The following is a 25,812-nucleotide window of genomic DNA, read 5'->3' as shown; positions in this document are numbered from 1 at the left end:
CGATGGTCGGAGCGGATGTGTGCGGATACGAGGAGCAAGCCCGCAGGAAGGCTGGAGCCTTTCAAGGGATTGCGACATGGTATCCCGTGCGGATCCGCCCGATCCGAAGGACGCTCGAGCTGACGTCGACCTGCGGCGTCAAAGCCCTCGGCCGGGGGAACGGTCCCGCTCTTCGGGCTTTTCCTTGCATCTCTCGTCATCTCGAACGCCATTTCAGTCATGGCAACAGGTCCTGACCCTAAGTCTAACTACTTATGTAACATTCTGGACATAGATCATTTACATCTTTGGGCCACTGTCCGCCCGTCCAAGGCCGGGGGCCGCGGACACCATTGCGCAAGCAAGATCATTTGACGATCGCGGCAGAGTTTTCCGCGATCCAGCCGGCATAAAGCGCCGACAAAGGTTATTGCCCGCGCCAGGGCTGGAGCCGGAGACCGAAGTTCGGTTTTTCTCCTGCCGGATCGTCAGATTGCGAAAAAGGACCGAGGATGAGCGACGACGCGCTGATGCATGAATGGCATGCGCAACGCACGCCGGAATTGTTTCTTACACAGGTCGAAGCGACCCTCGAGCATGCATTCCAACCAATCGTCGATATTCATTCCGGCGTGATCTACGGTTTCGAGGCCCTGCTGCGTGGCAATGATGCACTTGGCTTCCACACACCATGCGAGGTCTTCGACTTCGCCGCCGAAAACGGATGTCTGGGGTCGGCGGAAGCCGCACTTCAACGCAAGGCCATCGCCCGGTTTGCCAGGTTCGCGGATGCCGGCAAGACAAAGCTCTTCCTCAACGTCGACGGACGCGGCCTTGCTCCGGACACCGAGCCGCTCGTCGCGATGGTCAATGCCGTCGCGCGGAACGGGCTAAGCCCGTCCAACGTCTGCCTCGAGATCCCGGAGATCGCCTCCCGCTTCGACGAGGCGGACCTGCACAGTTTCGTCCAGGCGGCACGTGACGAAGGTTTCAGTTTCGCCATTGACGACTTCGGGCAGGGCCACTCACAGCTTCGACTGCTCTACCAGTATGAGCCGGGCATCCTGAAGATCGATCGCTTCTTTATCACGGCCCTGCAAAACGACGCCCGCAAGCGACTGTTCGTCTCAAGCGTGGTCGATCTCGCCCATGTGCTCGGCATCCGGGTGGTGGCGGAAGGCGTCGAGACCCCGTCGGAGCTGCGGGCGTGCCAGGACGTGGGATGCGATCTTGTTCAGGGCTTTCTCGTCGCGCGTCCGTTTGCAAATCCCGCGGAGGCAAAGTCGGTCTATTCCGCAATCGCCGAACTGAGCCAACGCAAGAAGGCCCGCAAGCCCGCCGACCTCGATTTTCTTGATCAGGAAATGGAGAAGCTCACCCCCGTTTTCCGCACGGCGAGCATTGCCGAAGCGCTGGAAATCTTTCGCGCGAACCCGACACAGACGATCCTGCCCGTTGTCGACGAGCAGAACGAACCCAAGGGAATTATCCGGGAGTCCGATCTCAAGTCCTTCCTGTACATGTCTTATGGACGCGACTTGCTGCTTAACCCGACAATCGACAATCACCTGGGTCGCTTCATTCGCCCCTGTGCGATCGCAGACATGCATGCGCCGCTCGACCGGCTCGTGGATGTTGGCGGCAGTGAGCCGACAGACGGCATCGTGATAACCCACGCCGGATGCTACAAGGGCTGTCTCCTGCCGAACGCACTGTTGAAACTCTCAAACGACGCGAGGCTCAGGTTCGCCCAGGAGCAGAACCCGCTCACCAAACTGCCGGGCAATTCCGCCATTTCCGACCATGTGGTGCGCACCTGCGCAAACGCGGACATCGACCGCGCATTCATCTATATCGACTTCGACAACTTCAAGCCCTTCAATGACACGTACGGCTTTCGCATCGGCGACCGGGCGCTGATCCTGTTCTCCGAACTTTTGAAACGACAACTCGACACGTTGCGCGCGTTCGTCGGGCACGTTGGCGGCGACGATTATTTCGTCGGCCTCGACGAATGGCAGGCCGAACGGCTGGCCGGACTGATGACGGCACTCCGCAACGATTTCGCCCATCAGGTGGAAAGCCTCTACAGCGCGGAACACCGCACGCAAGGCTATATCATTGCAAACGACCGGCGCGGACGGGCCCAGACCTATCCGCTGCTCACCTGCTCGATTGCTGTCCTGCACATTCCCAAGGGTCTGTCGATCGAGAACCTCGACCTGTTGAGCAATCACATCGCCCGGCTGAAACTCCAGGCGAAAAGCGAAGCGGAAGGGGTCGCCGTGGCAAGCTTCGGCGATGCCGATGCGTGCGATCCATCGGCACGGGACGACGAGGCACACGAGTCACGACCGCATCTGACGGTCGTCTGACGTCGCCGGCGGCCGGATTGTCAGGACCGGCGGGCGACCGCCTCTGCCAGCCAGCCAAGGCCCTCGCGCGTCGTGGTCTTCGGTCGATACTCAGCACTGACCCAACCATCGTAGCCGATGCGATCCAGATGATCGAACAGGAAGGGATAGTTGAGCTCGCCCGTGCCCGGCTCGTGGCGCCCCGGCGGATCGGCGATCTGAATATGGGCGATGCGCGGCAGGATCTCCTGAAGCCGGTGGGCGATGTCCCCCTCCATCACCTGCATGTGGTAGATGTCGTATTGCAGAGCAAGATTGGAGGAGCCGACGGAGTCGAGGATCTCCAGAGCCTGCGCCGACGTCGACAGGAAAAACCCCGGGATGTCGCGCGTGTTGATCGGCTCGACAAGCAGGCGGATGCCAACCTCCTCCAGGCGCGTCGCCGCATATCTCAGGTTCTTGACCAGCGTATCGCGCAGTTCTTGCGGATCGGCGCCCTCCGGCGCGATCCCGGCCAGACAATTGAGCTGGCGGCAGCCAAGCACACTTGCAAACCGGAGCGCCGTCTCGACGCTGTCGCGGAACTCTTCCACCCGCTCCGGCAGCGCTGCAATACCGCGCTCGCCCGCACCCCAATCGCCCGGCGGCAGGTTGTGCAGGACCTGTGTGAGGCCCCGGCGCTGCAGTCTCTCCTGCAACTCGCCCATATCATGTGCGTAGGGAAACAGAAACTCGACACCGGCGAACCCGGCATCCGCCGCGGCATCGAACCGGTCGAGAAAATCGATCTCCGTGAAGAGCATGCTCAGGTTTGCGGCAAACTTCGGCATCACGGCTCCAAGTGCTGCATGAGGCGGGTGCGAAAGAGCATAGACCGGCCGACGCAAAACCGGAACCGTGATCGCGCCCGCGCATTGCGGCACGCGCGATGAAGCTCAGACGAACAGGCACGGGCGAGGTTTCCGGGCGTCCGAGACAAACCGGTCGGACTCAGCCGATGTCTATGTCGAGCCCGAGATCGAGCACCGGCGCGGAATGGGTGATCCAGCCGACCGAGATCAGGTCGACGCCGGTCTCGGCGATGGCCGCGACACTGTCGAGATTGACGCCGCCGGAGGCTTCAAGCGTCACGGACCCATTGGCAATCGCGACCGCCTTGCACAGGGCGTCGGGCGCCATGTTGTCGAGCATCACCACGTCGGGGCGCGCGGCAAGTGCCTCCTCCAGCTGCGCCAGCGTGTCGACCTCCACCTCGACCTTGACCAGATGACCGGCGAAGGCACGCGCGGCCTCAATCGCCGCACGCACACCGCCGGCAACCGCGATGTGGTTGTCCTTGATCAGGATCGCATCGTCGAGACCGAAGCGATGGTTCGCGCCGCCACCGCAGCGCACGGCGTATTTCTCGAAAGCCCTGAGGCCGGGCGTGGTCTTGCGGGTGCAGACAATGCGGGCCCTGGTGTGCGCGACCAGATCGGCGAAGCGCGCCGTCGCACTCGCGACGCCCGAGAGATGCCCCAGAAAATTCAGCGCCACACGCTCCGCCGAGAGAACCCCGCGCGCCGGCCCGTCGATGCGCATCGCGACATCGCCCGGCGCTAGCCTTGCGCCATCGTCCAGCAACGTCTCGATTGAAATCGAAGGATCGGCAAACCGGAAAGCGGTCGCGGCAAGGTCGAGACCGGCAAGCACGCCGGGTTGCCGTGCGGCGATGACGGCGCGGGCGCGCGTGTCGGGCGCAAGCGTTGCCTGGGCGGTGATGTCGCCGGCGCGGCCCCAGTCTTCCAGAAGGGCGGCCCGTACGGCATCCTCGACCATCAGTGCCGGCAGGACGGGGCGATAGGCTGCGGCACTCATGCGTCGTCTCCGGTGATCGGCTGGTCCAGCCCGTGCGCTGCTACGGCCTTGCGGCCGATATCGCTGTCCGAGGCGGCCCGCACAACCTCGTCTACCTGCTTCATCGTCACGAAGGAGCGCTGTGCCTGTGCCGGATCGGCGGCCGGATGGTCGGAGCGCCAGTGCCCGCCCCGGCTCTCGCTGCGCATCAGGGCGGCAGCGGCAACGACCTTGCCGGCGGTCATCATGTTGAGGATCGAGCGGCGCGCGCAGCGCGCCTCAAGCGCGTCGGTCACGGCCAGCGTCGCCATCAGCCCGTCCGCATCGCGCTGAACGCCGACGCCCGCCGACATGGCCTCGCGAAGAATGGTGATTGCGGAACGCTCGACCTCGTTGCGACGGGTCGGCTCCTGGATGCGGTCATCCATGCCGGGCCAATGGGCGCTGCGCGGGTTGGGCATCTGGTTCTGAAGGTCCTCGGCGATGCGCGCGGCGAAGACCACCGTCTCCAGCAGCGAGTTGGAGGCCAGCCGGTTTGCGCCATGCGCGCCGGTCGAGGCGACCTCGCCGGCCGCCCAGAGATTGTCGAGCGAAGTCCGGCCGTTGGCGTCGGTGAGCACGCCCCCCATGTGATAATGCTCCGCCGGCGCGACCGGCAGCGGCTGGGTGACCGGATCAATACCGGCCTTCTGGCACGCGGCGTAAACGGTCGGGAATTTTTCGGCAAACGCGGCGCCGATGGCCGCGCGGCAATCGAGAAACGCACCGCGCCCGGCCGCGTTTTCGCGAAAAACGGCCCGTGCGACAACATCGCGCGCGGCCAGTTCCTTCAGCGGATCGACAGCTTCCATAAAACGCTCGCCGGCACTGTTGATCAATATCGCTCCTTCTCCGCGCAGGGCCTCGGAGGCAAGCGGCGCCGGATCGAGGCCGACATTGAGCGCGGTGGGGTGAAACTGCACGAATTCCGCATCTGCGATCACGGCGCCCGCGCGGGCGGCCATCGCCAGGCCCTGACCGTTCGCCTCGGGCGGATTTGTGGTGACGGCAAAGAGATGGCCGATGCCGCCGGAGGCGAGAACCACGGCATGGGCGGGAAAGGCAAGACGCTCGCGGTCGCCCCGGCGCCGGGCCAGAACCCCGGTGACCAGCCGTCCCTCGTGCAGCAGCTCCTCGCCAAGATAGCCTTCCACGACGCGGATCGACGGGGTCTTGCGCACGGCGGCGACCAGCGCATCCATGATCGCCCGTCCCGCCATGTCGCCGCGCACGCGCACGATGCGATTGACCGAATGCGCCGCCTCCCGCGACAGCTGCAAGCGGCCCTCCAGATCGGTGTCGAAGGGCACGCCGTAGCCGAGCAGGTCGCGGATGCGCTCGCCCGCTTCTTCCGTCATCAGCCGGACGATGTTTTCCTCGCACAGCCCCCCGCCCACCGCGATGGTGTCGGCGGCATGGGAGGCGGCGCTGTCCTCATCGGAAACGGCGGCGGCGATGCCGCCTTGCGCCCAGGCGGAGGACGCGCCCTCGCCAATCGGCGAGGCGGAGAGGATCGTGACCGGGCGCGGCGCGAGCTTCAGCGCGCAGAACAGGCCGGTCAGCCCGCCTCCGAGAATGACAACATCATCGATGTGCGTGGTCACGTTGCGGGCTGACGTCATGGCGCGAATATCCGGCACGGTGCATTATGGAAAACCGCCGCCCGCGATGCGGACGGCGACAAGGGAGGGTCGGGCCGCGCGCCCGGGACCGTGAGGTGAAGCGCGCGAACCGCGTCGTCAGCTCTTCAGGTGGATCATCCGCTCGACCGCCTGGCGGGCGCGGGCGGCAATCTGAGGATCGACCGTGACTTCATCGCGCATTTCCACCAGCGCGTCGAGGATCTTCGACAAGGTGATGCGTTTCATGTGCGGGCACAGGTTGCACGGACGCACATAGCTCACCCCCGGCGTCTCGGAGGCGATGTTGTCGGCCATCGAGCACTCGGTAACCAGCATCACCTTTTCCGGCCGGTTGGTCTTCACCCAGTTGATCATCCCGGCGGTCGAGCCGGTGAAGTCGGCCTCGTCGACCACCTCGGGCGGGCACTCGGGATGGGCGATGATCTTCACCGCCGGCTCGATCTCGCGATATTCGCGCAGTTCGGCGGCGGTGAAGCGCTCATGCACCTCGCAGGCGCCGGCCCAGGTCAGGATCTCGACATCCGTCTGGCGCGCCACATTGGCCGCCAGATACTGGTCGGGAATGAGCAGCACCTTCGGCGCGCCCAGGCTTTCCACCACCTGCACGGCATTGGCCGAGGTGCAGCAGATGTCGCATTCGGCCTTCACGTCGGCGGAGGTGTTCACATAGGTGACGATCGGCACGCCGGGGTGCTTTTCGCGCAGGCCCCGCACGTCGGCGGCGGTGATCGATTCCGCGAGCGAGCAGCCGGCGTTCATGTCGGGAATCAGCACGGTCTTTTCCGGGCTGAGGATCTTTGCGGTCTCGGCCATGAAGTGCACGCCGCACTGGACGATCACATCCGCATCGGTCTTGGCCGCTTCCTTGGCGAGCTGCAGGCTGTCGCCGACGATGTCGGCCACGCCATGGAAAATCTCCGGCGTCATGTAGTTGTGCGCCAGAATGACCGCGTTGCGCTCCTTCTTGAGCACGTTGATCGCATGGATCACCGGTGCCAGCACCGGCCACTCGATCTCCGGGATGAAATCCTTCACCTTCTCGTAGATCGGAGCGGTTTCCGCGGCGATCTCAGGGGTATAGGCAAGGGGCGGGCGCGCCACCTCCGGAAAGCCGGATGCCTTTTCGCGTGCGGGGCGACGGGTTTCGGCGCCTCCGACGGTGGAGATTACAGTGGTGGTCATGACGACCTCCCTTGACTGATCCTGAACCGCCTGGCGCGATCCACTCGACCCTGAGTTCGGCGTCTCTATCGGCGCTTATACTCTTTTTGAGCATAACCTGACGTTTAAAAAACGCGGCTCTCGCCGTCGATTATGCTCTTCGAGGGTATATATAGGGATGCGATACCGGATTGCCAAATGCTTTCTTGACACCCGAGCGAACCGACTGAAAGCGCTACGTCACCAAAATCCGCGCGCGCCTGCAAACGGCGCCGACCCCGGACCGCACCTTGATACCGCATCGCGCCACCTGAAAAGGTCACTCATCCGCTTCGTGAATGCCAATCATCAGGATGTTTTGCTTTTCGGCCTTCGCCGGATCGCTCATATTCCCTTCAATACCCGGCGTCAGCCGTTTGCCGGACGCTGCGAATACAGCGAATCCGCAGTCCTTGCGACCGATGACGCTCCGGAAACTGACGCCTCAGAAACCGGCCCTCTCCCGGCCGATGATCAGCACGGACACGCCCATGACCTCCTCACCCGCCCGCGACTCCGCCGTCAAGGACGGGCCCAACGTCCCGCTGATCATCATTTGCGGCTGTCTGATAGCGCTGATCGGGTTTGGTCCACGGTCCTCGCTCGGCCTGTTTCTCGCACCGATGACGGAGGCGCGAGACTGGTCGCGCGAGGTGTTCTCACTCGCACTCGCCATCCAGAACCTGATGTGGGGCGCGGGTCAGCCGATCGCCGGAATGATCGCCGACCGCTATGGCACCGCGCGCACGGTGACGTTCGGCGCGCTGCTCTACATCGCCGGTCTGGCAATGATGTCCTTCGTGGAATCGCCGATGCTGCTGCATCTCTCCGCCGGCGTGATGATCGGGCTCGGCGTCGCGTTCTCGTCGTTCACGCTGGTGCTTGCCGCCTTCGGGCGCGCCGTCACGCCGGCCAAACGCTCCATCGCCTTCGGCGTCGGCACGGCCGCCGGCTCCTTCGGCCAGTTTCTCTTCGCCCCGCTCGGACAGGCGCTGATCGACGGCTTCGGCTGGCATCAGGCCCTCCTGGTTCTTGCGGGCATCGTCGCGATGGTTCCCTTTCTCTCCATCGCGCTGAAGGGGAAACCCGCCGCCCTGCCGGCCCATGCGGGCGAAAAGGATCAACGCCTCGGCGAAGCGCTCGCCGAGGCCTTCGGCACGCGTGGTTTCCTGCTGCTCACCTTCGGCTTTTTCGTCTGCGGCTTTCACGTCGCCTTCATCACGGTGCATCTGCCGCCCTATATCGTCGACCTCGGTCTCGATCCGAGCTGGGGGGCGATCGCCATTGCGCTGATCGGCTTTTGCAACGTCTTCGGCGCCCTGGCGGCAGGCTACATCGGCGGACGCTATTCCAAACCGCATTTCCTGTCGCTGATCTATCTGGGCCGCGCCGCCGCCATCACCATCTTCCTGATGGTGCCCGCGACCCCGCTCACCGTGCTGGTCTTCGCTGCAACCATGGGCTTCCTGTGGCTGTCCACCGTGCCACCGACGTCGGGTCTGGTCGCGGTGATGTTCGGCCCGCGCTACATGGCGACGCTGTTCGGCTTCGTGTTCTTTTCCCACCAGATCGGCGCGTTTCTGGGCGTCTGGCTCGGCGGGCGGATCTACGACCAGACCGGCTCCTACGACCCGATCTGGTGGATGGGCATCGCGCTCGGCATTTTCGCGGCGCTGGTGCACTGGCCGATCCGGGAAGAGCCGGTGGCACGGCTCGCCGGCACGCCGGCGGAGTGAGGCACGCTCCGCCCCTCCAGCGTCACCACGGCCATGAGCCACGCCCATTCCACGGCGCGAAAGATCTCCAGCGATTGCGGATAGCGGATGCCGGCCCGCGCAGGCATGCCGGGAGTGCGGGAGGAGAAGCTGCGCGCCCTCCCCGCCACTGCGGGTGCCACTGGATCCCGGATCAAGTCCGGGATGACGACAGTGAAAAGTGGCGGTCAGCGCCCCACTTCCAATCCGCCCTCAGCAATCGGCAAACGGCCATGCGAGAGGCTACCCGGGGACATAGGCCCCACGCTCCGACGTCATCCCCGGCTTGACCGGGGACCCAATCCACGTCGCCAAGGTCCACGGCGAATGCCGGAACGCGGGTGTATCGAACCTTCCACCCACTCGCACCCGCTGAGGGTGCCAATGGATCCCGGCTCGGGGGCCGGGATGACGCAGAGTGTGGAGGCGCGCCCTCACCCCGCGATCTTCGAGAAGTCGGCCACTTCACGCGTCGCCTCGCGGATTTCGGCGAGCAGACGCAGGCGGTTGAGCCGCAGCTCGGGATCGTCGGCATTGACGTGGATGTCGTCGAAGAACCGGTCGACCGGCGCGCGAAGCGCCGCCAGTGCCGTCATCGCGGCGGCAAAATCCTCGTCCTTGAGCGCATCGCGCAGTGCCGCACGCGCCGTATCGATGGCGGCCGCCAGATCGATTTCCGCCTGCTCCGCCAGATGGTCGGCATGGGGCCAGCCTTCGATGGCCGTGCCGTCCTTCTTTTCCTCCGCACGCAGGATGTTGGCCGCGCGCTTGGCGCCGGCAAGCAGGTTCGCGCCGTCCTCGGTCGCCAGGAACGCGCCCAGCGCCTCGACGCGCTTGACCACCATCAGCAGGTCGTCCTGACCTTCGAGCGCAAAGACCGCGTCGATCAGGTCGTGGCGCGCGCCCTCATCCTTCAGATGGACCTTCAGCCGGTCGCCGAAGAAGGCGAGGAGATCGAGGGCAAGGCCTTCTGATTTCGCTTGATCCGGCAGGTTCTTCTTGTGAATTTCTTCCGCGATCCGGTCATCGACCTTAGACCCCAGGTCCAACCCCTTCGTTGCCATTGCTGCATCGACGGCCTGCTCCAGGGCATGGTCCGTTGAAATTTCGCGCAGAATGCGGGTCTCGGCCAACATGATCCGCGATTTCAGCCCCAAACGCAGCCCGTTCTCCAGCACGATCCGGATCACGCCGAGCGCGGCACGGCGCAGCGCGTAAGGGTCCTTGGAGCCGGTCGGCTTTTCGTCGATGGTCCAGAAACCGGTCAGGAGATCCAGCTTGTCGGCGAGCGCGACCGCAATGGCGACCGGATCGCCCGGCACGTCGTCGGACGGACCTTGCGGCTTGTAGTGATCCTCGATGGCCGTTGCGACCGAGGCGTCCTCGCCCTGCAGCTCGGCGTAGGTGCGCCCGATCTGGCCCTGAAGCTCTGGGAACTCGTAGACCATCTGCGTCGGCAGGTCGGCCTTGGCAAGGCGTGCCGCGCGTGCCGCCTTCTCCACATCCGCCCCGACAAGCGGCGCGATCTCGCGCGCCAGGGCCTCGAGCCGTGCGATGCGCGCGCCCTGCGTGCCGAGCTTTTCGTGGAAGACCACGTTGTCGAGCTTCGGCAGGCGGCTTTCGAGCGAGGCTTTCAGGTCGGTTTCCCAGAAGAACCAGGCATCCGACAGCCTTGCGCGGATCACCTTCTCGTTGCCGGCGATGATCGTCGCGCCGCCGTCGGCGGCCTCGATGTTGGAGACCGCGACGAAACGGTTGGAGAGCGCGCCCGTTGCCGGGTCCTTGAGGACGAAGCACTTCTGGTTGGCGCGGATGGTCAGGCGAATGACCTCGTCGGGAAGCTTGAGGAAGGTCTCGTCGAAGCTGCCCGTCAGCACCACCGGCCATTCGACCAGGCCGGCGACCTCTTCCAGAAGCCCCTCGTCCTCGACCAGTTCGAGACCCAGCGCCATCGCGCGGTTGCGCGCGTCATGGGCGATGATGTCCTTGCGGCGGTCGGCGTCGAGCACGACCTTCGCCTTTTCCAGCTTGTCGGCGTAATCCTCCAGCCGGCGCACCTCGAACGGTTCCGGCGCGAGAAAGCGGTGGCCGCGCGTGAACTTCGAGGACGCGATGCCGTCGATCTCGAAGGGGATCACCTCCGGCTCCTCGGTCTCGGGTCCGAAGGTCGCGACGATGGAATGCAGCGGGCGCACCCAGCGCAGCGAGCCTGAGCCCCAGCGCATGGATTTCGGCCAGGGGAAGTTGCGGATGATGCCGGGCATCGCATCGGCGACGATTTCCGGCGTCGTGCGGCCCGGCTTTTCGATCACGGCGACGTAGAAATCGCCCTTCTTCGGATCGCTGGCGATCTCGGCCTCGTCGATGGAGGCAAGGCCGGCGCCGCGCAAAAAGCCTTCGAGCGCCTTTTCCGGCGCGCCGACGCGCGGGCCTTTTCGCTCTTCGCGCGTTGCCCTGGAGGCGGCGGGAAGCCCGGCGACATGCAGCGCCAGCCGGCGCGGCGTGACGAAGGCCTTCGCCCCCTCGTAGGTGAGACCCGCATCCACCAGCGCGTTGGTGACCAGCGACTTGAGGTTATCCGCCGCGCGCCGTTGCATGCGGGCGGGAATTTCCTCGCTGAACAGCTCCAGGAGAAGATCGGGCATCTTGGGTCTCGACGGTTGGGTGGCGGGACGCTTGAAAACGCCCGGAAAAACTGGATTACGCGTCCGTTACCAAGGCGGGAGGAAAAAGTCACCCCCGCAGCGCCGGGACATCGCCGAAACGTGCGCCTTGCCGGACCGTTGCTACCAGCCGCCGCCCCCGCCGCCTCCGCCGCCGCCGCCGGACGACCCGCCGCCGGAAAACCCGGAGGACGAGGATTTCGGCGCCGGAACCGATGAGGAAAATCCGCCTGACATCGCGCTGACGGTTTTGCCGAGCGTGCTCGACACATGGCGGGAATCGAAGTGGCGGCCGCTGTACCAGGTCGGCGAATAGCTGGCGGCAACCGCAGCGCCCGCCGCCGTCGTCAACCAGGCCTCGAAGGCTTTCGACCAGGGCTTTTCGACATTGAGCGCAACCGCATAGGGCAGAAGCGTCTCGAAGTGACGCGGGCTCATCTCCGGCGCGCCGGCCATGTTCATGCGATCTTTTTCCGCAACCGAAAGATACATGTTCAGCCCCTCGATCTCGTCGAGCCGGGTGCGCCCGACCGCCGTCGGCGCGCCGATGAGGAAGAAGAAAAGAGCATTTATCGAGAAAAGCCCGGCCGCGATCATCACCGGATAGGGGATCTCGCCGTTGATCGAGATGACGGCGAAGCCCGCAATCCCGAGTGCCATGACAAGGGTAAAGATCGCAATCGCAAGTCCCACCCGCGCGACGATGCCGCGTGCGCGGCTCATGCTCTTGGCGATGCGCACACTGAAGATGGAAATCACGAACCCCGCCATCATCGAGGGAAACAGGGCGCCGATCTCAGTCTGGGAGAGATTGCCGAACACAACGAGGGCGATGATCGTCACCACGCTCAGGCCGATCCCGGGAATGAGGTAAAGACGGTTTTCCTTGAAGAACTGTCCCCGGTTTTCCCCTTCGATGGCGCCGCGAAAACTCTTGCCGAGAGACACCACCGAGGTTCCGTTCGCCTTGCTGAGCGTAAGGCTCGAGTTGCGCGCGTCGAACCAGCGCGCGATGGCCGCCTCGCCCTTCGGCAGACCCTCTAGTTTGCCCACCTCCTGCTCCGGGCGGCTCAGTGTCAGATCGTCGGCGAAATCCTCCATCTTCATCCGGCCGTGAACCGCGAGATTGAGACAGGCAGCCGACAGCGCCTTCCAGCCGCCGTCGCCGAACCCCTTGTCGTGAATATAGGCGGCCAGCGCCGGCGACACGCCCTCAGGCGCCTCGAACCGGGGAAAGACGACGCCCCTGGGCGGATCGCGTCCGACGAGCCACCACGCGCCGAAGTAGTAGACGAGCACCAGCAGAACACCGCCACCGCCCAGGATGGTGGCCATGTTGTCCTGCAGGAAGTAGCCGCGTTGCTCTGCCTCCGTCGGCGGCGCGACGACGCCCTTTTCCATGGCAACGACGACGCTCAGGCCCTCGCCGGCCGCAAGGGGCCGCGTGGTGGAAAACACGACGCTGTTGCCGGCGTCTTCCGTGCGGGCGGTCACATCGCTGCCCTGCTCGCCGAAGAAGCCGGTATAGGCCGTCCATTGCTGCGCCACCGCACCGTCCGGCAGCACGACGCGCGCGCTCGCGGTGTCGATCGGGAAGATCCATTCGTTGCCGGTGACGTTCCAGAAAACCTCGTCATAGCCCTCGAAGAAGCGGATCTGGCGGGTCGTCTCGTAGACGAGCTTGTAGGTGTAGTCGCCCGGCGTCAGGAAGACCTCTTCCCGGCCGATGTAGATCCTGACACCGCCGCCGCCGCGATTGACCCGGTAGCCGTCGGGCTCTCCGTCGCGGGTCACCGACAGGAGGTCGAAACCGGCCAGGATGCGCCCGTTGGGGGTGTCGATGGCGAGCGGGATGTCGCGGAAGATGCCCCGGCGGATCTGGTCGCCTTCCGCGCGAACGCGGATGGTCTCGGTGACCGTCAAGGTGCCGTCGGCGGCGATCTCGATGGTCGCATTGAAGGCGTGAATGCGCTCTTGCGCATTGCCCGCACCGCCCGAGACGGCGATCAGGCAAAACGCGAGACCGATCACGGCCATCGCGTGGCGCATTTTCATGACAAGCGGCATGGCGCCTCTCTTTGCGGGAAGGACAGTCGCTCTAGAAGGACACATCGGGGACGGCGCGGTCGGCCGGATCCTCGATCTCGAAATAGTCGGCCTGCTCGAACCCGAATTTCCCGGCGATCAGGTTTGCCGGAAAGCTCTCCACCGTCACGTTGAGCCCGCGCACCGCGCCATTGTAGTAGCGCCGCGCCATCTGGATGGTCTCTTCCACCTTGTCGAGCGAGGCGTGCAGATCGCGGAAACCATCGTTGGCCTTGAGGTCGGGATAGGCCTCGGCGACCGCGAAAAGCCGGCCAAGGGCTTGCGAGAGCATCGATTCCGCCTGGGACCGCCCGGCGACATCGTCGCGCGGCATGCTGGCGGCGCGGGCGCGCAATTCGGTGACTTCCTCAAGCGTCGCCTTTTCATGGGCGGCGTAACCCTTCACCGTCTCGATCAGATTGGGGATCAGGTCGGTGCGGCGCTTGAGCTGTACGTCGATGCCCGACCAGCCCTCGCGCACCATCTGCCGCTGCCGCACCAGCGTGTTGTAGAGGTAGACGACATAAAGCCCGAGCGCGACGAGCACGCCCAGCACGATCCAAGTTCCCATCCTGTCCCGTCCTTCTTTCCGAAATACCCTTCGGCCCCGACGGGGAAACGCTAGAACGTCGGCGGGAGAATGTCACCCGGTTGTGAAGCGGTGCGTGCCGCTCAGCTATACCTGAACAACAGTTCCTGCTGGGCGCCGCGCTCCTACACTGTCGGGTCGGATGTCGCCCGGAAGAACCGGGGGAAATAGCCCTTGTGGATCCAGCCGCAGTTTTTCCATCCCCGCGCCCGAACACAGACGTAGCCGGACCAGCCGCCCTTGTCGTCGAGTGTGACGCGCCTGCCCGGCAATGCGCGGCAGTTCACATCCACGGGCTGGGCCTTCCGGGTTTCCCGTCTCGCGTCACGCGCCGCCTTGCGCTTGTCCACCCCCTTCTTGATCAAGTCGATGAAGGTGGTGTCATAGGCGAAGGCCCGGGTGTTGAGCGTTTCGTTCAGCGTCTTCCAATCCTGTTTGGTCGCACAGGCGGCAAGCGGTGTGATGCCGGCCTTGGTGCGCGCCTCCGCAGACGGCGGAGCAAATACGAGAAGGCCGATCACAAGCAATCCAAGGATCTGAAATTTCATGGCAATATCACCAAATAAAAGGCAAGGAATACGACACAGCCTTGCCACCTATCGGGGCCTGAAGGTCTTCCCGTCACCCGTGGCGCGATACCGCTCGAGGATCGATGACGACGTCCAAAGGCACTTCGGCCATCCGGTCACGCGAATGCACAGCATCGACCTCGACGGACGTGTGTCCTGTTCAAGGACGAATGCCTTTCTCGGGATCGCGCGACAGTCCACATCGAGCGGATAGCCGTATCTGGATTTCTCGTGCAGGCGCTTCATAAGATCCCGGTTGGCCAGAAGCTTTTGATCCCGCGTGCGAGCATGTTCCATCTGCTTTGAGAACGGCCACCGCTCATCCATCATGTAACCTTCGACGTTATCAACTGCGCGCGCGTGCCGCCGCGGTCTTTGCCGGAGTTCCTTGACGAGGCGGAGATAGTCGCTTCGGGTGTCGCAGGCCGACCGATAGGTCAGCCCCTTCACGGGCTGATCGTAAAGCGATGGCCCGATTGCATATGCCGGCCCGGAGCCGGCAATCATCACCGCGCCAAGCAAGGCCGCGGTCAAAAATACTCTCAAATCGATCAACGTCTTAACTCCCGTCAAATGCAATCTGCGGACGATACCATCGCAACCGATTGCAATCAACGGGTGTAAGACTACGCCGTGTAGCCGACGCCGCCGGCTTCGGTTTCCAGGAAGGCGCCGCCGCAGGCCTTGGTCAGTTCGCGCACGCGCAGGATGTAGCTCTGGCGTTCGGTCACGGAAATCACGCCGCGCGCGTCGAGCAGGTTGAAGGCGTGGCTCGCCTTGATGCACTGGTCGTAGGCCGGCAGTACCACCTGATGCACCGCCGCGCCGGCCGCATCGCGCGCCGCGGCCCCCGCGTCCAACAGACGGCGGCATTCGTCTTCCGCATCCTTGAAGTGGCGAAACAGCGTCTCTGTGTCGGCGTGTTCGAAATTGTGGCGCGAATACTCCTGCTCGGCCTGCAGGAACACATCGCCATAGGTGACCTTTTCCGCACCCTCGCGGCCGTTGTAATTCAGGTCGTAGACGTTATCGACGCCCTGGATGTACATGGCGAGCCGTTCCAGCCCGTAGGTGAGTTCACCTGAAACAGGCGAGCACTCAAAGCCGGCGACCTGCTGAAAATACGTGAACTGCGAGACCTCCATACCGTCGCACCAGCATTCCCAGCCAAGCCCCCAGGCGCCCAGCGTCGGGCTTTCCCAGTCGTCCTCGACGAAGCGGATGTCATGCAGCGCGGGGTCGAGCCCGATGGCATAGAGCGAGCTGAGATAAAGCTCCTGCAGGTTGTCCGGCGACGGCTTCAGGATCACCTGGAACTGGTAGTAATGCTGCAGCCGGTTGGGGTTCTCGCCGTAGCGCCCGTCGGTCGGACGGCGCGAGGGCTGCACATAGGCAGCCTTCCACGGGCGCGGGCCGAGCGAGCGCAGCGTCGTCGCCGGGTGAAACGTGCCGGCGCCGACTTCCATGTCATAGGGCTGGAGAACGACGCAACCCTGATCGGCCCAATAGCGCTGGAGCGTCAGGATCAGCCCCTGAAAGGAATTTTCGGGGCGCATGTGCGCGGGCACTGCTTCGCTGGTCATGATCTGTCGTCCTTGCCACTGCCGGAACCGGCGCACGGGCGCGCGCCCGGTCGGCGCGAGAGGTGCCACCATCGCCCCGCGCCGTCAAGGCGGCAGGCGCCGAGATACCTCCAGCCGGACCGCGTGACAGTGCGATGACTGAGGGCACAGCCTCCGCGCGGGCAATTCCGTCGGCGTGTGCTGCGCATCACATCGCCAAAGCTTCCCTTACGTCAGCATGAAGTGACAGGGCAAGTCGAGCCCCAGAAGCCGACCCCTGGACAGGAGATGACACAGTCTGAACGGATAACCCGTTCAGCGGAAACCTGGAGGGAAGCGATATGACCAACCTACGCGAACTGACACTGATGAGCGTCGTCGCCGTTTCAATGACAATTGCCGGCGGGCAGGCCATGGCCCAGAGCAGCAATGGCAATGGCGGCGGCAGCACCGCTTCGGCCGGGACCGATCAGGACGCATCCGTGGACGGCAGCAGCGGCGGTGGCCGTCGCGGCTGGGGACCGAAAAGCAGCGCCGGCGGTCCGATCCTCTGTGCCACGCCGAGCTGCATGGCCGCCGCCGCCGTCGTCACCCATGTGCCCGGCAAGCCGCGCCGGCCGGCCCGGCCCCAGCCGGTGCGCGTGAAGCCGGCCGAAGGATGCAGCAAGATCCGCTACGTCTACCCCAACGGCACGGTGATCATTCAGTCCGATTGCCCGCGCCCCGTAATCGGCACCCACCGTTGATCGGAGTGCTCCGCATACTGCAGAGAACGGGGGACGCAAAGCGTGCCCCGTTTCCGCTCTGTTTGCACGCCGCGAAAAGCCGATCAGGCCGGCGGCGTGTTTTCGCCGCGATCATGGCCGGCAACGGGAAGCATATCCCGCGCATGCCTCTCGGCGTGGGCATGCCTGTCCTCGGGCCCCTCACCCATTGTCTGTTCGGCCTTTCGCTCCCGCCAGGCCTGGACGATGATCTGGAAGGCGGAGGACAGGAACAGGCCGGCCATCAGGCCGGCGACCAGAAGGTCCGGCCATCCCGTGTCGCTGGCCCACACGCCGGCCGCCGCGAGCATCACGGCGATGTTGCCGATCGCGTCATTGCGCGAACACAGCCAGACGGAGCGCACATTGGCGTCGCCATCCTTGTAGCGCATCAGCAAGCCGACGCTCGCCAGGTTGGCCGCGAGTGCGAGAAATCCGATCGCGCCCATGACCTGGGCCTGCGGAACGCCCAGCACAAGAAGCTGATAGAGCGTGGAGCCGAACACCCAAAGCCCCATGGCAAGCAGGCTGATCCCCTTCGCCAGAGCCGCCGTCGAACGCACCTGCAAGGACGCCCCGATCACGGCAAGCGAGATGCCGTAGGTCAGCGCATCGCCGAAAAAATCAAGCGCGTCGGCCTTCAGCGCCTGGGACTGCGCCATCTGGCCTGCTGTCATCTCGACCGCGAACATCGCGGCATTGATCGCGATAACGGCCCAGAGCCGGCGCTTGTAGTCGTCGGATACGCCTTCAAACGTTCCGTGATCGTGTCCGCAACACGCACCCATGATCGGTCTTCCTCATTTTCCCGTTGCCGGACCGCGCGCAGGCGGGTCCTTGCTGATTGTGAGTTCGGACCCTAAATGCTCTAGTGACTAGAGGTTCAAGAGGAAAAATCATGCTGTCCATCGGCGCGCTCGCCAAGGCCACCGGCGTCAAGGTTCCGACGATCCGCTACTACGAGCAACAGGGGCTGATCGCCCCGCCGGTTCGCTCCGACGGCAACCAGCGCCGCTATGAACCGGCAGCGCGCGAGCGGCTGTCGTTCATTCGCCATGCCCGCGATCTCGGGCTGCCGCTCGAAGCGATTCGTGAATTGCTGGAATTAAGCGAGACGCCGGACATGCCTTGCGTCGACGCCCATCGCATCGCCGGCGCCCATCTCGCCGAGGTACGTGCACGCATCACCCGGCTGCGGAGGCTGGAGACGGAGCTCGACCGCATCACCTCAGCCTGCGACGCGGACACCGTCGGCGACTGCCACGTCATCCATGCGCTCGCCGATCATTCGCTGTGCGAAAGCGAGCACTGACAAGAAACACTCACGCGCCGGCGGGCCGCGGATCAGTCCTTCGGCTTGTACCGTCCGGTTTCGGGATCGCGCTCCAGGGTTTTCATCGGCTGGCCTTCGGCGGATTTGCGCGCGGCCTTCGATACCCGCTTTTCCACCCGGCCCATTTCGCGGCGAACCGCGCGGAAAAGAACATATCCGCCAACCGCGAGCGCCGCAGCGCCAAACACATTCACCATTCCACCGCTCCCGTTGAATCGCCAACCGTCCGTTGCCGCACCATTCACGCCCGAGTTTCGCTGCCAGCGCGCGCAATCACAATCCGAAACGCGCCCAAAGCGCGCGGATTTCAAGCGCCGAGAAGGCTTCGTCGGCGAGACCTTGCGTCAATCTGCCCGATGCCCCGGCCTCCACGCCCGATGCCTGCCGGCGCCCGAACAGCGATCGCGGCGCGGATATCTGCGGGGTTTTCACCTTGTCGCCGAAGCGGTCCCGCAGCACGGAGCGCAAATCGCCCAGACTGTCGACCAGTCCGAGATCCCGCGCCGTGGTGCCGGTCCAGAACAGACCGGTGAAGAGATCGGGGTTTTCGTTCAGGACCTCGCCGCGCCGTGTCTTCACAAGATCGATGAAGGCATCGTGAATCTCGAGTTGCAGCGCCTTGAGATGCTGCACATCCTCCTCGCGCTCCGGGCGGAACGGATCGAGGATCGCCTTGTTGTTGCCTGCGGTGTGCACCCGGCGCTCGATCCCGAGCTTGGCCAGCGCGTCGGAAAAGCCGAAGCCGGCGGAAACCACGCCGATGGAGCCGACCACGGACGAAGGATCGGCGACGATCTCATCGCCCGCAACCGCGATCATGTAACCGCCGGAGGCGGCGACATCCTCGACGAAGACGATGACTTCCTTCTTCTTTTCCTCCGCCAGCGCGCGAATGCGGGTGTGGATCAAACGCGACTGGACCGGCGATCCGCCCGGCGAATTGACGATCAGCGCCACCGCAGGGCCGTCGATGGAAAACGCCTTGTCGAGTTGCTGCGCCACATTCGCGAGCGACAGTCCAGGACGCAGCGGGGATGCCATGCCGATGGCGCCTTGCAGGCGCACGACCGGGATGGTCACCGGGACATTGCCCCATTTGCCGGGAAGACGTTTGCGCAGACGATCGAACACGCGAAAAATCCTTCTTGGGTTTTGAAAATCACAGGCGCGCAAGACGCACCCAGGGACGGGATATAAGCCTTTGCCGAGCTGAAAAAAGGCGCAATCGCTTCCGGGCAGCCGTCGTACGGACCCGGGCTCAGGTGGAAGCAGATGCCTCCAGAGCCGCCCGAAGCGCCAGAAGATCGCGCCAGGCGTAGCGTTTCTGGTCCGGGTTTCGCAGCAGGTAATCGGGGTGAAAGGTTGCGATTGCCTTCGCAGTGCCCGACCCGAGCGCGACCTCCAGCCGTTTTCCGCGCAATTTGACGATGCCCTCGGGATTGCCGGTCAGCGCATTGGCCGGTCCGCCGCCCAGGAACACAACGACACGCGGTGCCACAAGTTCGATCTGGCGCAGCGCGAACGGCTTGCAGATCTCGATTTCCTGCGGGCTGGGAATACGGTCGCCGGGAGGCCGCCAGGGCACCAGATTGGTGACACAGACGTCCTCACGGGTCATGCCGATCGCTGCAAGCATGCGTTCGAACAGGCGGCCGGCCGGACCGGCCAGGGGCGCGCCCGCACGATCATCCTCACGCAAAGGCGCACCACCGACGAACATCAGCCGGGCCCCGGGATTTCCCTGTGCAAACACCAGGGACTTGGCCGACATCTTGAGATTGCAGCCATTGAAGGCCGCGACCGCGTCGCGCAGCGCTTCCAGCGTCGGCGCGGTGCGGGCAAGCTCGCGCGCGGCCGCCACCACCTCGTCGTCCGGCATGACGGCATGGTGGGTCGGTTCCTGCGGGCCGGCGGGTCTTGCCGGCTCGCTGGGAAGCGGCACCGATCCGGGGATCCTGTGCTCCGGGCCGCCGGGTTCGTCACCGGGCAGGCGTGCCGGCTGCTGCTTTGGTGGCGGCGCACGGCGCTCGGTTGGCGACGACACAGGGGCCGTGCGGGCGGCGGCACGGGCCGACAGAGCGAAGGCGTCGACAGGGTCGGTCTCGATCCAGGCGTCCGCGCCTGCCCCGACATAGAAATCGAGCAGCGCCTCGAGCGCGCGCGCGTGCTCGGCGCCGGACTGTCGCGGGTCGTTGCTGTCGCCGGGTTCCATGCCCTCGTTGTGCCGCATCCCGGGGACAGGCGCAACGGTGCCGCGTCCAGGGACGATATTCCTTTTACGTAAAGGGAAAAGCGGGTGCAGGCCGTCCATGCGCATTGCAGCGGCTTTCGCGCTGCACTAAACAGGGCTTGATGACACGATTTATGGACTTGCGGGGGAGACAGGTATGAGCGAAGCGGAAACCCTTCCGGAACGCGAGAGCATGGATTTCGATGTCGTGATCGTCGGAGCGGGCCCGGCCGGCCTGTCCGCCGCGATCCGACTGAAGCAGATCGCCAGCGACACGGGCGAGGACCTCTCCGTGGTCGTGCTTGAAAAGGGCTCGGAAGTCGGCGCGCACATCCTGTCCGGCGCCGTCGTCGACCCCGTCGGCATCGACAAGCTTCTGCCCGATTGGCGCGAGGAAAGCGACACCCCGTTCAAGACGCCGGTGACGGCGGACCATTTCCTGGTGCTCGGCCCGGCCGGCTCGATCCGCCTGCCGAACCTGTTCATGCCCAAGCTGATGAACAACCACGGCAACTACATTGTCTCGCTCGGCAACGTCTGCCGCTGGCTCGCCGAAAAGGCGGAGGCACTCGGTGTGGAGATCTATCCGGGCTTTGCCGCAGCCGAGGTGCTTTACGATGACGAGGGGCGTGTCGTCGGCGTCGCCACCGGCGACATGGGCGTGGGGCGCGACGGCAAACCGAACGCCGCCTTCACGCGCGGCATGGAACTGCGCGGCAAATACGTGCTGATCGGCGAAGGCGTGCGCGGGTCACTCGCCAAGGAACTCATCGCGAAATTCGATCTCGACGCCGACAGCGACGTGCCGAAATTCGGCCTCGGCATCAAGGAACTGTGGCAGGTCGCCCCCGAAAAGCATCGCCCGGGCCTCGTCCAGCATTCCTTCGGCTGGCCGCTCGACAGCAGGACCGGCGGCGGCTCGTTTCTTTATCATCTCGAGGACAACCAGGTCGCGGTCGGCTTCGTGCTGCACCTGAACTACAAGAACCCCTATCTGTCGCCTTTCGACGAATTCCAGCGCTTCAAGACCCACCCCGCGATCCGCGAGACCTTCGAGGGCGGCAAGCGCATTTCCTATGGCGCGCGCGCGATCACCGAGGGCGGCTTCCAGTCGGTCCCGAAACTCTCCTTCCCCGGCGGCCTGCTGATCGGCTGTTCTGCCGGCTTCGTCAACGTGCCGCGCATCAAGGGGTCGCACAACGCCATGCTGTCCGGCATGCTCGCGGCCGAGGAAATCACCCAGGCGCTGGCGCGCGGCGAGGCGAACACCGAACTGACCGGCTTCGATGCGGCCTGGCGGACGAGCGAAATCGGCACGGATCTGAAGAAGGTGCGCAACGTCAAGCCACTGTGGTCACGGTTCGGCACGGTGCTCGGCATTGCGCTCGGTGGCCTCGACATGTGGACCAACGAGCTTTTCGGAAAATCCTTCTTCGGCACGCTGAAGCACGGCAAGACCGACGCAGAGAGCCTGGAGCCTGCTGCAAAGCATTCGCCGGTCGCCTACCCGAAACCCGATGGCGAGGTGTCCTTCGACAAGCTTTCCTCCGTGTTCCTGTCGAACACCAACCACGAGGAGGATCAGCCGATCCACCTCAAGGTCAAGGACGAAAAGCTTCAGAAGACTTCCGAACACGATGTCTACGCGGGCCCCTCGGCCCGCTATTGCCCGGCCGGCGTCTACGAGTGGATCGAGGAGGGCGAGGATGCACCGCGCTTCCAGATCAACGCGCAGAACTGCGTTCACTGCAAGACCTGCGACATCAAGGATCCGAACGGCAACATCACATGGACCGTGCCGGAAGGCGCGGGCGGACCGAACTACCCGAACATGTGACGCCACGCCGACGACGACACCGTTCGATCCGACCCGACAAGACCCGCGCGACAGCCGTTGCGCGGGTCTTTCCGCGTCAAGGCAACCGGGAGCGTGGTCAGGCCACGGCCCCGGCCGACTGCCGGCAACGCTCCAGGAACGTGTCGACGAAGACATCCAGCGCCTGCCAGTCGGTGAACTCCATGTCGCCGGAGGGATCCATCTCCACGCCCTTCTCGCGCAGGATGCGGTGGATCATCCAGCGCTTGAGGAAATTCATCCGGCGGTCGTGCACGGCACCGGCGGCGAGATGCACAAGGCTTGCGTCCCAGTCCACCACATCGAACATCTCGTCGACCGCGGCGCGGGCATTGGCGAGATCGTGTTGCTCGGACGAAGACGCCGACAGGCTCACGGAAATGAAGGCGGTGGGCACGCGTTCAAGGCGAGCGCGCTGCTTGCGGACGAACTCCACGATCTCCGGCTGATGTTTTCGCACGTGCAGGGAGGCGGCGAGAACGGCGGCATCGAAGGTGCCGAGCTCGGTCGCAGCCGCGGCACGCGCATCCACCAGCGTAACGTCGTGCCCGGCGGCGCGCACACGTGACGCAACGCGGTCGGCGACCTTTCGCGTCTGACCTTCGCTCGTCGCATAGACCACGAGGATATGTGCCATGCCTGTCTCCTGAAAGCGCCCGTCACACGCATACAGTGCATGAGTCTGACGACGCTTCCATGACAGGAGTCAAGGCGCTTTGGGCAAAGCCGGCAAATCAATCCGCCAGCAGCTCGCGCTCGCGCGTGCAGGCCTCCACCGCCGCGAAGGCCGACATGTTGACCACGCCGCGCGAGGTTACCGAGGGCGTGAGGATGTGCACCGGCTTGGCCGTGCCGAGCAGGATCGGCCCGACGTGAAGGCTGTCGGTCATCACCTTCACCAGATTGAGCGCGATGTTGGCCGCATCGAGCGAGGGGAAGACCAGAAGGTTCGCCTGTTCGGTCAGCCGCGAATCCGGCATCACCCGCTCGCGCATCGCAAGCGACAGCGCGCTGTCGCCGTGCATTTCGCCGTCGACCTCCAGGTCCGGCGCGAGGTCGCGCAGGATTTGAAGCGCCGCGCGCATCTTGTCGGCGGAGGCCATGTCGCGGGAACCGAAGTTCGAGGCGCTCAAGAGCGCGGCACGCGGGGTAATGCCGAAGCGCCGGATTTCCTCCGCCGCCAGCACAGTTGTCTCCGCGATCTCGCGCGCGCTCGGGTCGACGGTGACATAGGTGTCGGTGAAGAAGGTCGCGCCGCCGGAGTTGATCAGGAGCGACAGCGCCGAAAAGTCCTGCACGCCTGGGGCCGTTCCGATGATGCCGGCGACATCCGACAGATGCGTGGAGTAGCGGCCCTCAAGCCCGCAGATCAGCGCATCCGCCTCGCCCCGGTGCAGCGCGATCGCGCCGATCACCGTGGTGTTGGAGCGCACCATCGTGCGTGCGGCCTCCGGCGTCACGCCCTGCCGGCCGAGCAGCGAAAACAGCGTGTCGACATAATCGCGATACCGCGGGTCGTCTTCCGGGTTTGTATATTCGAAATCGATTCCGGGCCGGATTTTCAGGCCGAACCGTTCGCAGCGCGCCTCGATCACCGAGGGGCGGCCGATCAGGATCGGTTGCGCCAGCTTGTCCTCCAGCAGCACCTGGGCGGCGCGCAACACGCGCTCGTCCTCGCCGTTGGAATAGATGATGCGGGTCTGGCTGTCGCGCGCCGCCGCGATGATCGGCTTCATGATCAGGCCGGAGCGGAAGACGAAGCGGTTCAGCCGGTCGTTGTAAGCCTCGAAATCCGTGATCGGACGCGCGGCCACGCCGGTTTCCATCGCCGCGCGGGCAACCGCCGGCGCGATGCGCAGGATCAGCCGCTGGTCGAAGGGCGACGGGATCAGATACTTCGGCCCGAAGGTCTCGCTGACGCCGCCATAGGCGCGCGCCGCGACCTCGGACGGCTCCTCGCGGGCGAGGGCCGCAATCGCCTTGACGGCGGCGAGCTTCATTTCCTCGTTGATCGTCGTCGCGCCGGCATCGAGCGCGCCGCGAAAGATGTAGGGGAAACACAGGACGTTGTTGACCTGGTTGGGATAGTCGGAGCGGCCCGTGCACATCATCACGTCGTCGCGCACGGCGAGCGCGTCTTCCGGCATGATCTCGGGGCGCGGATTGGCCAGCGCCAGGATCAACGGCTTGTCCGCCATGGCGGCGACCATCTCCGGCTTCAAAACGCCGGCGGCCGACAGCCCGAGAAAGACATCGGCGCCGGGGATGACCTCGGCAAGCGTGCGTGCGTCCGTCTCCTGCGCGAACACCGACTTCCATTCGTCCATAAGCGACTCGCGGCCCTTGTAGACGACGCCCTCGATGTCGGTGACGAAGATGTTTTCCCGGCTTGCGCCCAGCGCACACAGCAGATTTAGGCAGGCAAGGGCCGCCGCGCCGGCGCCGGAGGCGACGATCTTTGCGGTGCCGATGTCCTTGCCGGCCAGTTCCAGCGCGTTCATCACGGCCGCAACGACGATGATTGCCGTGCCGTGCTGGTCGTCGTGAAAGACGGGAATGTTCATGCGCGCGCGCAGGTCGCGCTCGATCATGAAACACTCCGGCGCCTTGATGTCTTCCAGGTTGATGCCGCCGAAGGTGGGTTCCAGCACCGCCACCGCATCGACGAACCGGTCGACGTCGCGTTCGTCGACCTCGATGTCGAAGACGTCGATCCCGGCGAATTTCTTGAAGAGCACCGCCTTGCCCTCCATCACCGGCTTGGAGGCCAGCGGCCCGATGGCACCAAGACCAAGCACCGCCGTGCCGTTGGAAATCACCCCGACCAGATTGCTGCGGGCGGTGTAGTCGGCGGCAAGCGCGGGATCGCGCGCGATCTCCATGCACGGGGCCGCAACGCCCGGCGAATAGGCCAGCGCAAGATCGCGCTGGTTGCCGAGCGGCTTCGTCGCCTGGATTTCCAGTTTCCCGGGATGCGGATAGCGATGATAGAAGAGCGCCGCTTCATCGAGTTCGCTGGGAGACGGGTGGGCGGTCGGCTTCTTGGTCATGTTGGTCCACTTGCGGCTGGATCGGATCGGACGAAGGCGGGACGAGGACCGCCCCTTGAGAAGGCTTGCGGGACGGACCACGCCGGACAGACTAGCGCGCCGTCCGCGTGCGGTCATGTTCCGTTGCGGTGTTGCCCCTGGCAGATCGCATCAGGATGCGAATCAGCAGGTACAGAACCACGGCATTCAGGCAATGCCATACGAAATGCGTGCCCGACGGGAAAGACGTGCAGGCGAGCATATCACCCGTTCTGAAAGCAAGGGAAATCAGGAACAAGACACCGGCGGCAAGCACGGGCCGGTATCA

At 64.7% G+C, this 25,812-nt stretch carries 21 protein-coding genes; 5 read left to right on the top strand and 16 right to left on the bottom strand.

The window, feature by feature from the left end; translation table 11 throughout:
• Positions 1-491 precede the first annotated feature (491 nt).
• Complete coding sequence (locus BLU32_RS02325; RefSeq protein ID WP_093804809.1) at positions 492-2,354, top strand: GGDEF domain-containing protein; 1,863 nt, start codon at positions 492-494, stop codon at positions 2,352-2,354.
• 20 nt (positions 2,355-2,374) lie between these two features.
• Here BLU32_RS02325 and hyi read toward each other — a convergent pair whose 3' ends face one another.
• The 4 genes from hyi to nadA all read right to left on the bottom strand — a co-directional run bounded on the left by hyi (position 2,375) and on the right by nadA (position 7,033).
• Entirely contained in the window at positions 2,375-3,163 is a 789-nt protein-coding gene (gene hyi, locus BLU32_RS02320) for a hydroxypyruvate isomerase (RefSeq protein WP_093804808.1), read from the bottom strand.
• A gap of 160 nt (positions 3,164-3,323) precedes the next feature.
• Positions 3,324-4,190, bottom strand: a complete 867-nt coding sequence (gene nadC / locus BLU32_RS02315; RefSeq protein WP_093804807.1) for a carboxylating nicotinate-nucleotide diphosphorylase — start codon at positions 4,188-4,190, stop codon at positions 3,324-3,326.
• Complete coding sequence (locus BLU32_RS02310; protein WP_093804806.1) at positions 4,187-5,830, bottom strand: L-aspartate oxidase; 1,644 nt, start codon at positions 5,828-5,830, stop codon at positions 4,187-4,189. Before BLU32_RS02310 ends, nadC begins: the two co-directional genes overlap by 4 nt.
• A gap of 117 nt (positions 5,831-5,947) precedes the next feature.
• Positions 5,948-7,033, bottom strand: coding sequence for a quinolinate synthase NadA (gene nadA / locus BLU32_RS02305; RefSeq protein ID WP_093804805.1), 1,086 nt, complete (start codon positions 7,031-7,033; stop codon positions 5,948-5,950).
• A 509-nt stretch (positions 7,034-7,542) separates the two neighbouring features.
• On the opposite strand from nadA, the gene BLU32_RS02300 reads away from it, so the two are divergent.
• Entirely contained in the window at positions 7,543-8,787 is a 1,245-nt protein-coding gene (locus BLU32_RS02300; RefSeq protein WP_093810473.1) for an MFS transporter, read from the top strand.
• Positions 8,788-9,239: 452 nt separating this feature from the next.
• Here the strand turns inward: BLU32_RS02300 and glyS are convergent, their stop codons facing one another.
• The 6 genes from glyS to BLU32_RS02270 form a co-directional block, all read right to left on the bottom strand.
• Positions 9,240-11,450, bottom strand: a complete 2,211-nt coding sequence (gene glyS, locus BLU32_RS02295; protein ID WP_093804804.1) for a glycine--tRNA ligase subunit beta — start codon at positions 11,448-11,450, stop codon at positions 9,240-9,242.
• Between the two features lie 141 nt (positions 11,451-11,591).
• Positions 11,592-13,535 (bottom strand): DUF2207 domain-containing protein, encoded by a 1,944-nt coding sequence (locus tag BLU32_RS02290; RefSeq protein WP_093804803.1) that lies wholly within the window; start codon positions 13,533-13,535, stop codon positions 11,592-11,594.
• A gap of 31 nt (positions 13,536-13,566) precedes the next feature.
• The gene (locus tag BLU32_RS02285) at positions 13,567-14,124 is read right to left on the bottom strand and encodes a LemA family protein (protein ID WP_093804802.1); all 558 of its coding nucleotides are present in this window, start codon (positions 14,122-14,124) and stop codon (positions 13,567-13,569) included.
• 143 nt (positions 14,125-14,267) lie between these two features.
• Positions 14,268-14,690, bottom strand: a complete 423-nt coding sequence (locus tag BLU32_RS02280) for a hypothetical protein (RefSeq protein WP_157727459.1) — start codon at positions 14,688-14,690, stop codon at positions 14,268-14,270.
• Positions 14,691-14,738: 48 nt separating this feature from the next.
• The gene (locus BLU32_RS02275) at positions 14,739-15,161 is read right to left on the bottom strand and encodes a hypothetical protein (RefSeq protein WP_157727458.1); all 423 of its coding nucleotides are present in this window, start codon (positions 15,159-15,161) and stop codon (positions 14,739-14,741) included.
• Positions 15,162-15,337: 176 nt separating this feature from the next.
• Positions 15,338-16,267: a glycine--tRNA ligase subunit alpha gene (locus BLU32_RS02270; protein WP_197673751.1), complete on the bottom strand. Its 930-nt coding sequence runs from the start codon at positions 16,265-16,267 to the stop codon at positions 15,338-15,340.
• 347 nt (positions 16,268-16,614) lie between these two features.
• Here BLU32_RS02270 and BLU32_RS02265 point away from each other — a divergent pair, with 347 nt between their 5' ends.
• Positions 16,615-17,019 carry a hypothetical protein gene (locus tag BLU32_RS02265; RefSeq protein ID WP_093804798.1) on the top strand — a complete coding sequence of 135 codons (405 nt, stop codon included), beginning with the start codon at positions 16,615-16,617 and terminating at the stop codon, positions 17,017-17,019.
• Between the two features lie 83 nt (positions 17,020-17,102).
• On the opposite strand, the gene BLU32_RS02260 is transcribed toward BLU32_RS02265, so the two are convergent.
• Positions 17,103-17,825: a cation transporter gene (locus tag BLU32_RS02260; protein WP_093804797.1), complete on the bottom strand. Its 723-nt coding sequence runs from the start codon at positions 17,823-17,825 to the stop codon at positions 17,103-17,105.
• A 110-nt stretch (positions 17,826-17,935) separates the two neighbouring features.
• Here BLU32_RS02260 and BLU32_RS02255 point away from each other — a divergent pair, with 110 nt between their 5' ends.
• A complete protein-coding gene (locus BLU32_RS02255; protein WP_093804796.1) occupies positions 17,936-18,349 on the top strand; it encodes a helix-turn-helix domain-containing protein in 414 nt (137 codons plus the stop codon).
• A 32-nt stretch (positions 18,350-18,381) separates the two neighbouring features.
• Here BLU32_RS02255 and BLU32_RS02250 read toward each other — a convergent pair whose 3' ends face one another.
• The 3 genes from BLU32_RS02250 to BLU32_RS02240 all read right to left on the bottom strand — a co-directional run bounded on the left by BLU32_RS02250 (position 18,382) and on the right by BLU32_RS02240 (position 20,582).
• Positions 18,382-18,567, bottom strand: coding sequence for a hypothetical protein (locus tag BLU32_RS02250; RefSeq protein WP_093804795.1), 186 nt, complete (start codon positions 18,565-18,567; stop codon positions 18,382-18,384).
• 76 nt (positions 18,568-18,643) lie between these two features.
• Positions 18,644-19,510, bottom strand: coding sequence for a S49 family peptidase (locus tag BLU32_RS02245; RefSeq protein ID WP_371326965.1), 867 nt, complete (start codon positions 19,508-19,510; stop codon positions 18,644-18,646).
• Between the two features lie 118 nt (positions 19,511-19,628).
• Entirely contained in the window at positions 19,629-20,582 is a 954-nt protein-coding gene (locus tag BLU32_RS02240) for a uracil-DNA glycosylase (protein WP_093810471.1), read from the bottom strand.
• A gap of 175 nt (positions 20,583-20,757) precedes the next feature.
• Here BLU32_RS02240 and BLU32_RS02235 point away from each other — a divergent pair, with 175 nt between their 5' ends.
• Positions 20,758-22,437: an electron transfer flavoprotein-ubiquinone oxidoreductase gene (locus tag BLU32_RS02235; protein ID WP_093804793.1), complete on the top strand. Its 1,680-nt coding sequence runs from the start codon at positions 20,758-20,760 to the stop codon at positions 22,435-22,437.
• Between the two features lie 97 nt (positions 22,438-22,534).
• Here BLU32_RS02235 and BLU32_RS02230 read toward each other — a convergent pair whose 3' ends face one another.
• Positions 22,535-23,092: a flavodoxin domain-containing protein gene (locus BLU32_RS02230; protein WP_093804792.1), complete on the bottom strand. Its 558-nt coding sequence runs from the start codon at positions 23,090-23,092 to the stop codon at positions 22,535-22,537.
• A gap of 97 nt (positions 23,093-23,189) precedes the next feature.
• A complete protein-coding gene (locus BLU32_RS02225; RefSeq protein WP_093810469.1) occupies positions 23,190-25,505 on the bottom strand; it encodes an NADP-dependent malic enzyme in 2,316 nt (771 codons plus the stop codon).
• Between the last annotated feature and the right edge of the window lie 307 nt (positions 25,506-25,812).

The sequence above is a fragment of the Stappia sp. ES.058 genome, assembly GCF_900105595.1.
GTDB lineage: Bacteria > Pseudomonadota > Alphaproteobacteria > Rhizobiales > Stappiaceae > Stappia.
The sequence above is the reverse complement of the archived record's forward strand: the minus strand, read 5'-3'. Positions and strand labels throughout refer to the sequence as shown.

Excerpts from the sequence above, each read along its gene's own strand:
- BLU32_RS02285 (WP_093804802.1), bottom strand. The coding sequence starts at position 14,124 with ATGGGAACTTGGATCGTGCTGGGCGTGCTCGTCGCGCTCGGGCTTTAT.
- nadC (WP_093804807.1), bottom strand. The coding sequence starts at position 4,190 with ATGAGTGCCGCAGCCTATCGCCCCGTCCTGCCGGCACTGATGGTCGAG.
- BLU32_RS02265 (WP_093804798.1), top strand. The coding sequence starts at position 16,615 with ATGACCAACCTACGCGAACTGACACTGATGAGCGTCGTCGCCGTTTCA.
- BLU32_RS02325 (WP_093804809.1), top strand. The coding sequence starts at position 492 with ATGAGCGACGACGCGCTGATGCATGAATGGCATGCGCAACGCACGCCG.
- BLU32_RS02230 (WP_093804792.1), bottom strand. The coding sequence starts at position 23,092 with ATGGCACATATCCTCGTGGTCTATGCGACGAGCGAAGGTCAGACGCGA.
- BLU32_RS02290 (WP_093804803.1), bottom strand. The coding sequence starts at position 13,535 with ATGCCGCTTGTCATGAAAATGCGCCACGCGATGGCCGTGATCGGTCTC.
- BLU32_RS02280 (WP_157727459.1), bottom strand. The coding sequence starts at position 14,690 with ATGAAATTTCAGATCCTTGGATTGCTTGTGATCGGCCTTCTCGTATTT.
- BLU32_RS02270 (WP_197673751.1), bottom strand. The coding sequence starts at position 16,267 with ATGCGCCCCGAAAATTCCTTTCAGGGGCTGATCCTGACGCTCCAGCGC.
- BLU32_RS02255 (WP_093804796.1), top strand. The coding sequence starts at position 17,936 with ATGCTGTCCATCGGCGCGCTCGCCAAGGCCACCGGCGTCAAGGTTCCG.
- BLU32_RS02250 (WP_093804795.1), bottom strand. The coding sequence starts at position 18,567 with ATGGTGAATGTGTTTGGCGCTGCGGCGCTCGCGGTTGGCGGATATGTT.
- hyi (WP_093804808.1), bottom strand. The coding sequence starts at position 3,163 with ATGCCGAAGTTTGCCGCAAACCTGAGCATGCTCTTCACGGAGATCGAT.
- BLU32_RS02225 (WP_093810469.1), bottom strand. The coding sequence starts at position 25,505 with ATGACCAAGAAGCCGACCGCCCACCCGTCTCCCAGCGAACTCGATGAA.
- BLU32_RS02260 (WP_093804797.1), bottom strand. The coding sequence starts at position 17,825 with ATGGGTGCGTGTTGCGGACACGATCACGGAACGTTTGAAGGCGTATCC.
- BLU32_RS02240 (WP_093810471.1), bottom strand. The coding sequence starts at position 20,582 with ATGGAACCCGGCGACAGCAACGACCCGCGACAGTCCGGCGCCGAGCAC.
- BLU32_RS02300 (WP_093810473.1), top strand. The coding sequence starts at position 7,543 with ATGACCTCCTCACCCGCCCGCGACTCCGCCGTCAAGGACGGGCCCAAC.
- BLU32_RS02235 (WP_093804793.1), top strand. The coding sequence starts at position 20,758 with ATGAGCGAAGCGGAAACCCTTCCGGAACGCGAGAGCATGGATTTCGAT.
- nadA (WP_093804805.1), bottom strand. The coding sequence starts at position 7,033 with ATGACCACCACTGTAATCTCCACCGTCGGAGGCGCCGAAACCCGTCGC.
- glyS (WP_093804804.1), bottom strand. The coding sequence starts at position 11,450 with ATGCCCGATCTTCTCCTGGAGCTGTTCAGCGAGGAAATTCCCGCCCGC.
- BLU32_RS02310 (WP_093804806.1), bottom strand. The coding sequence starts at position 5,830 with ATGACGTCAGCCCGCAACGTGACCACGCACATCGATGATGTTGTCATT.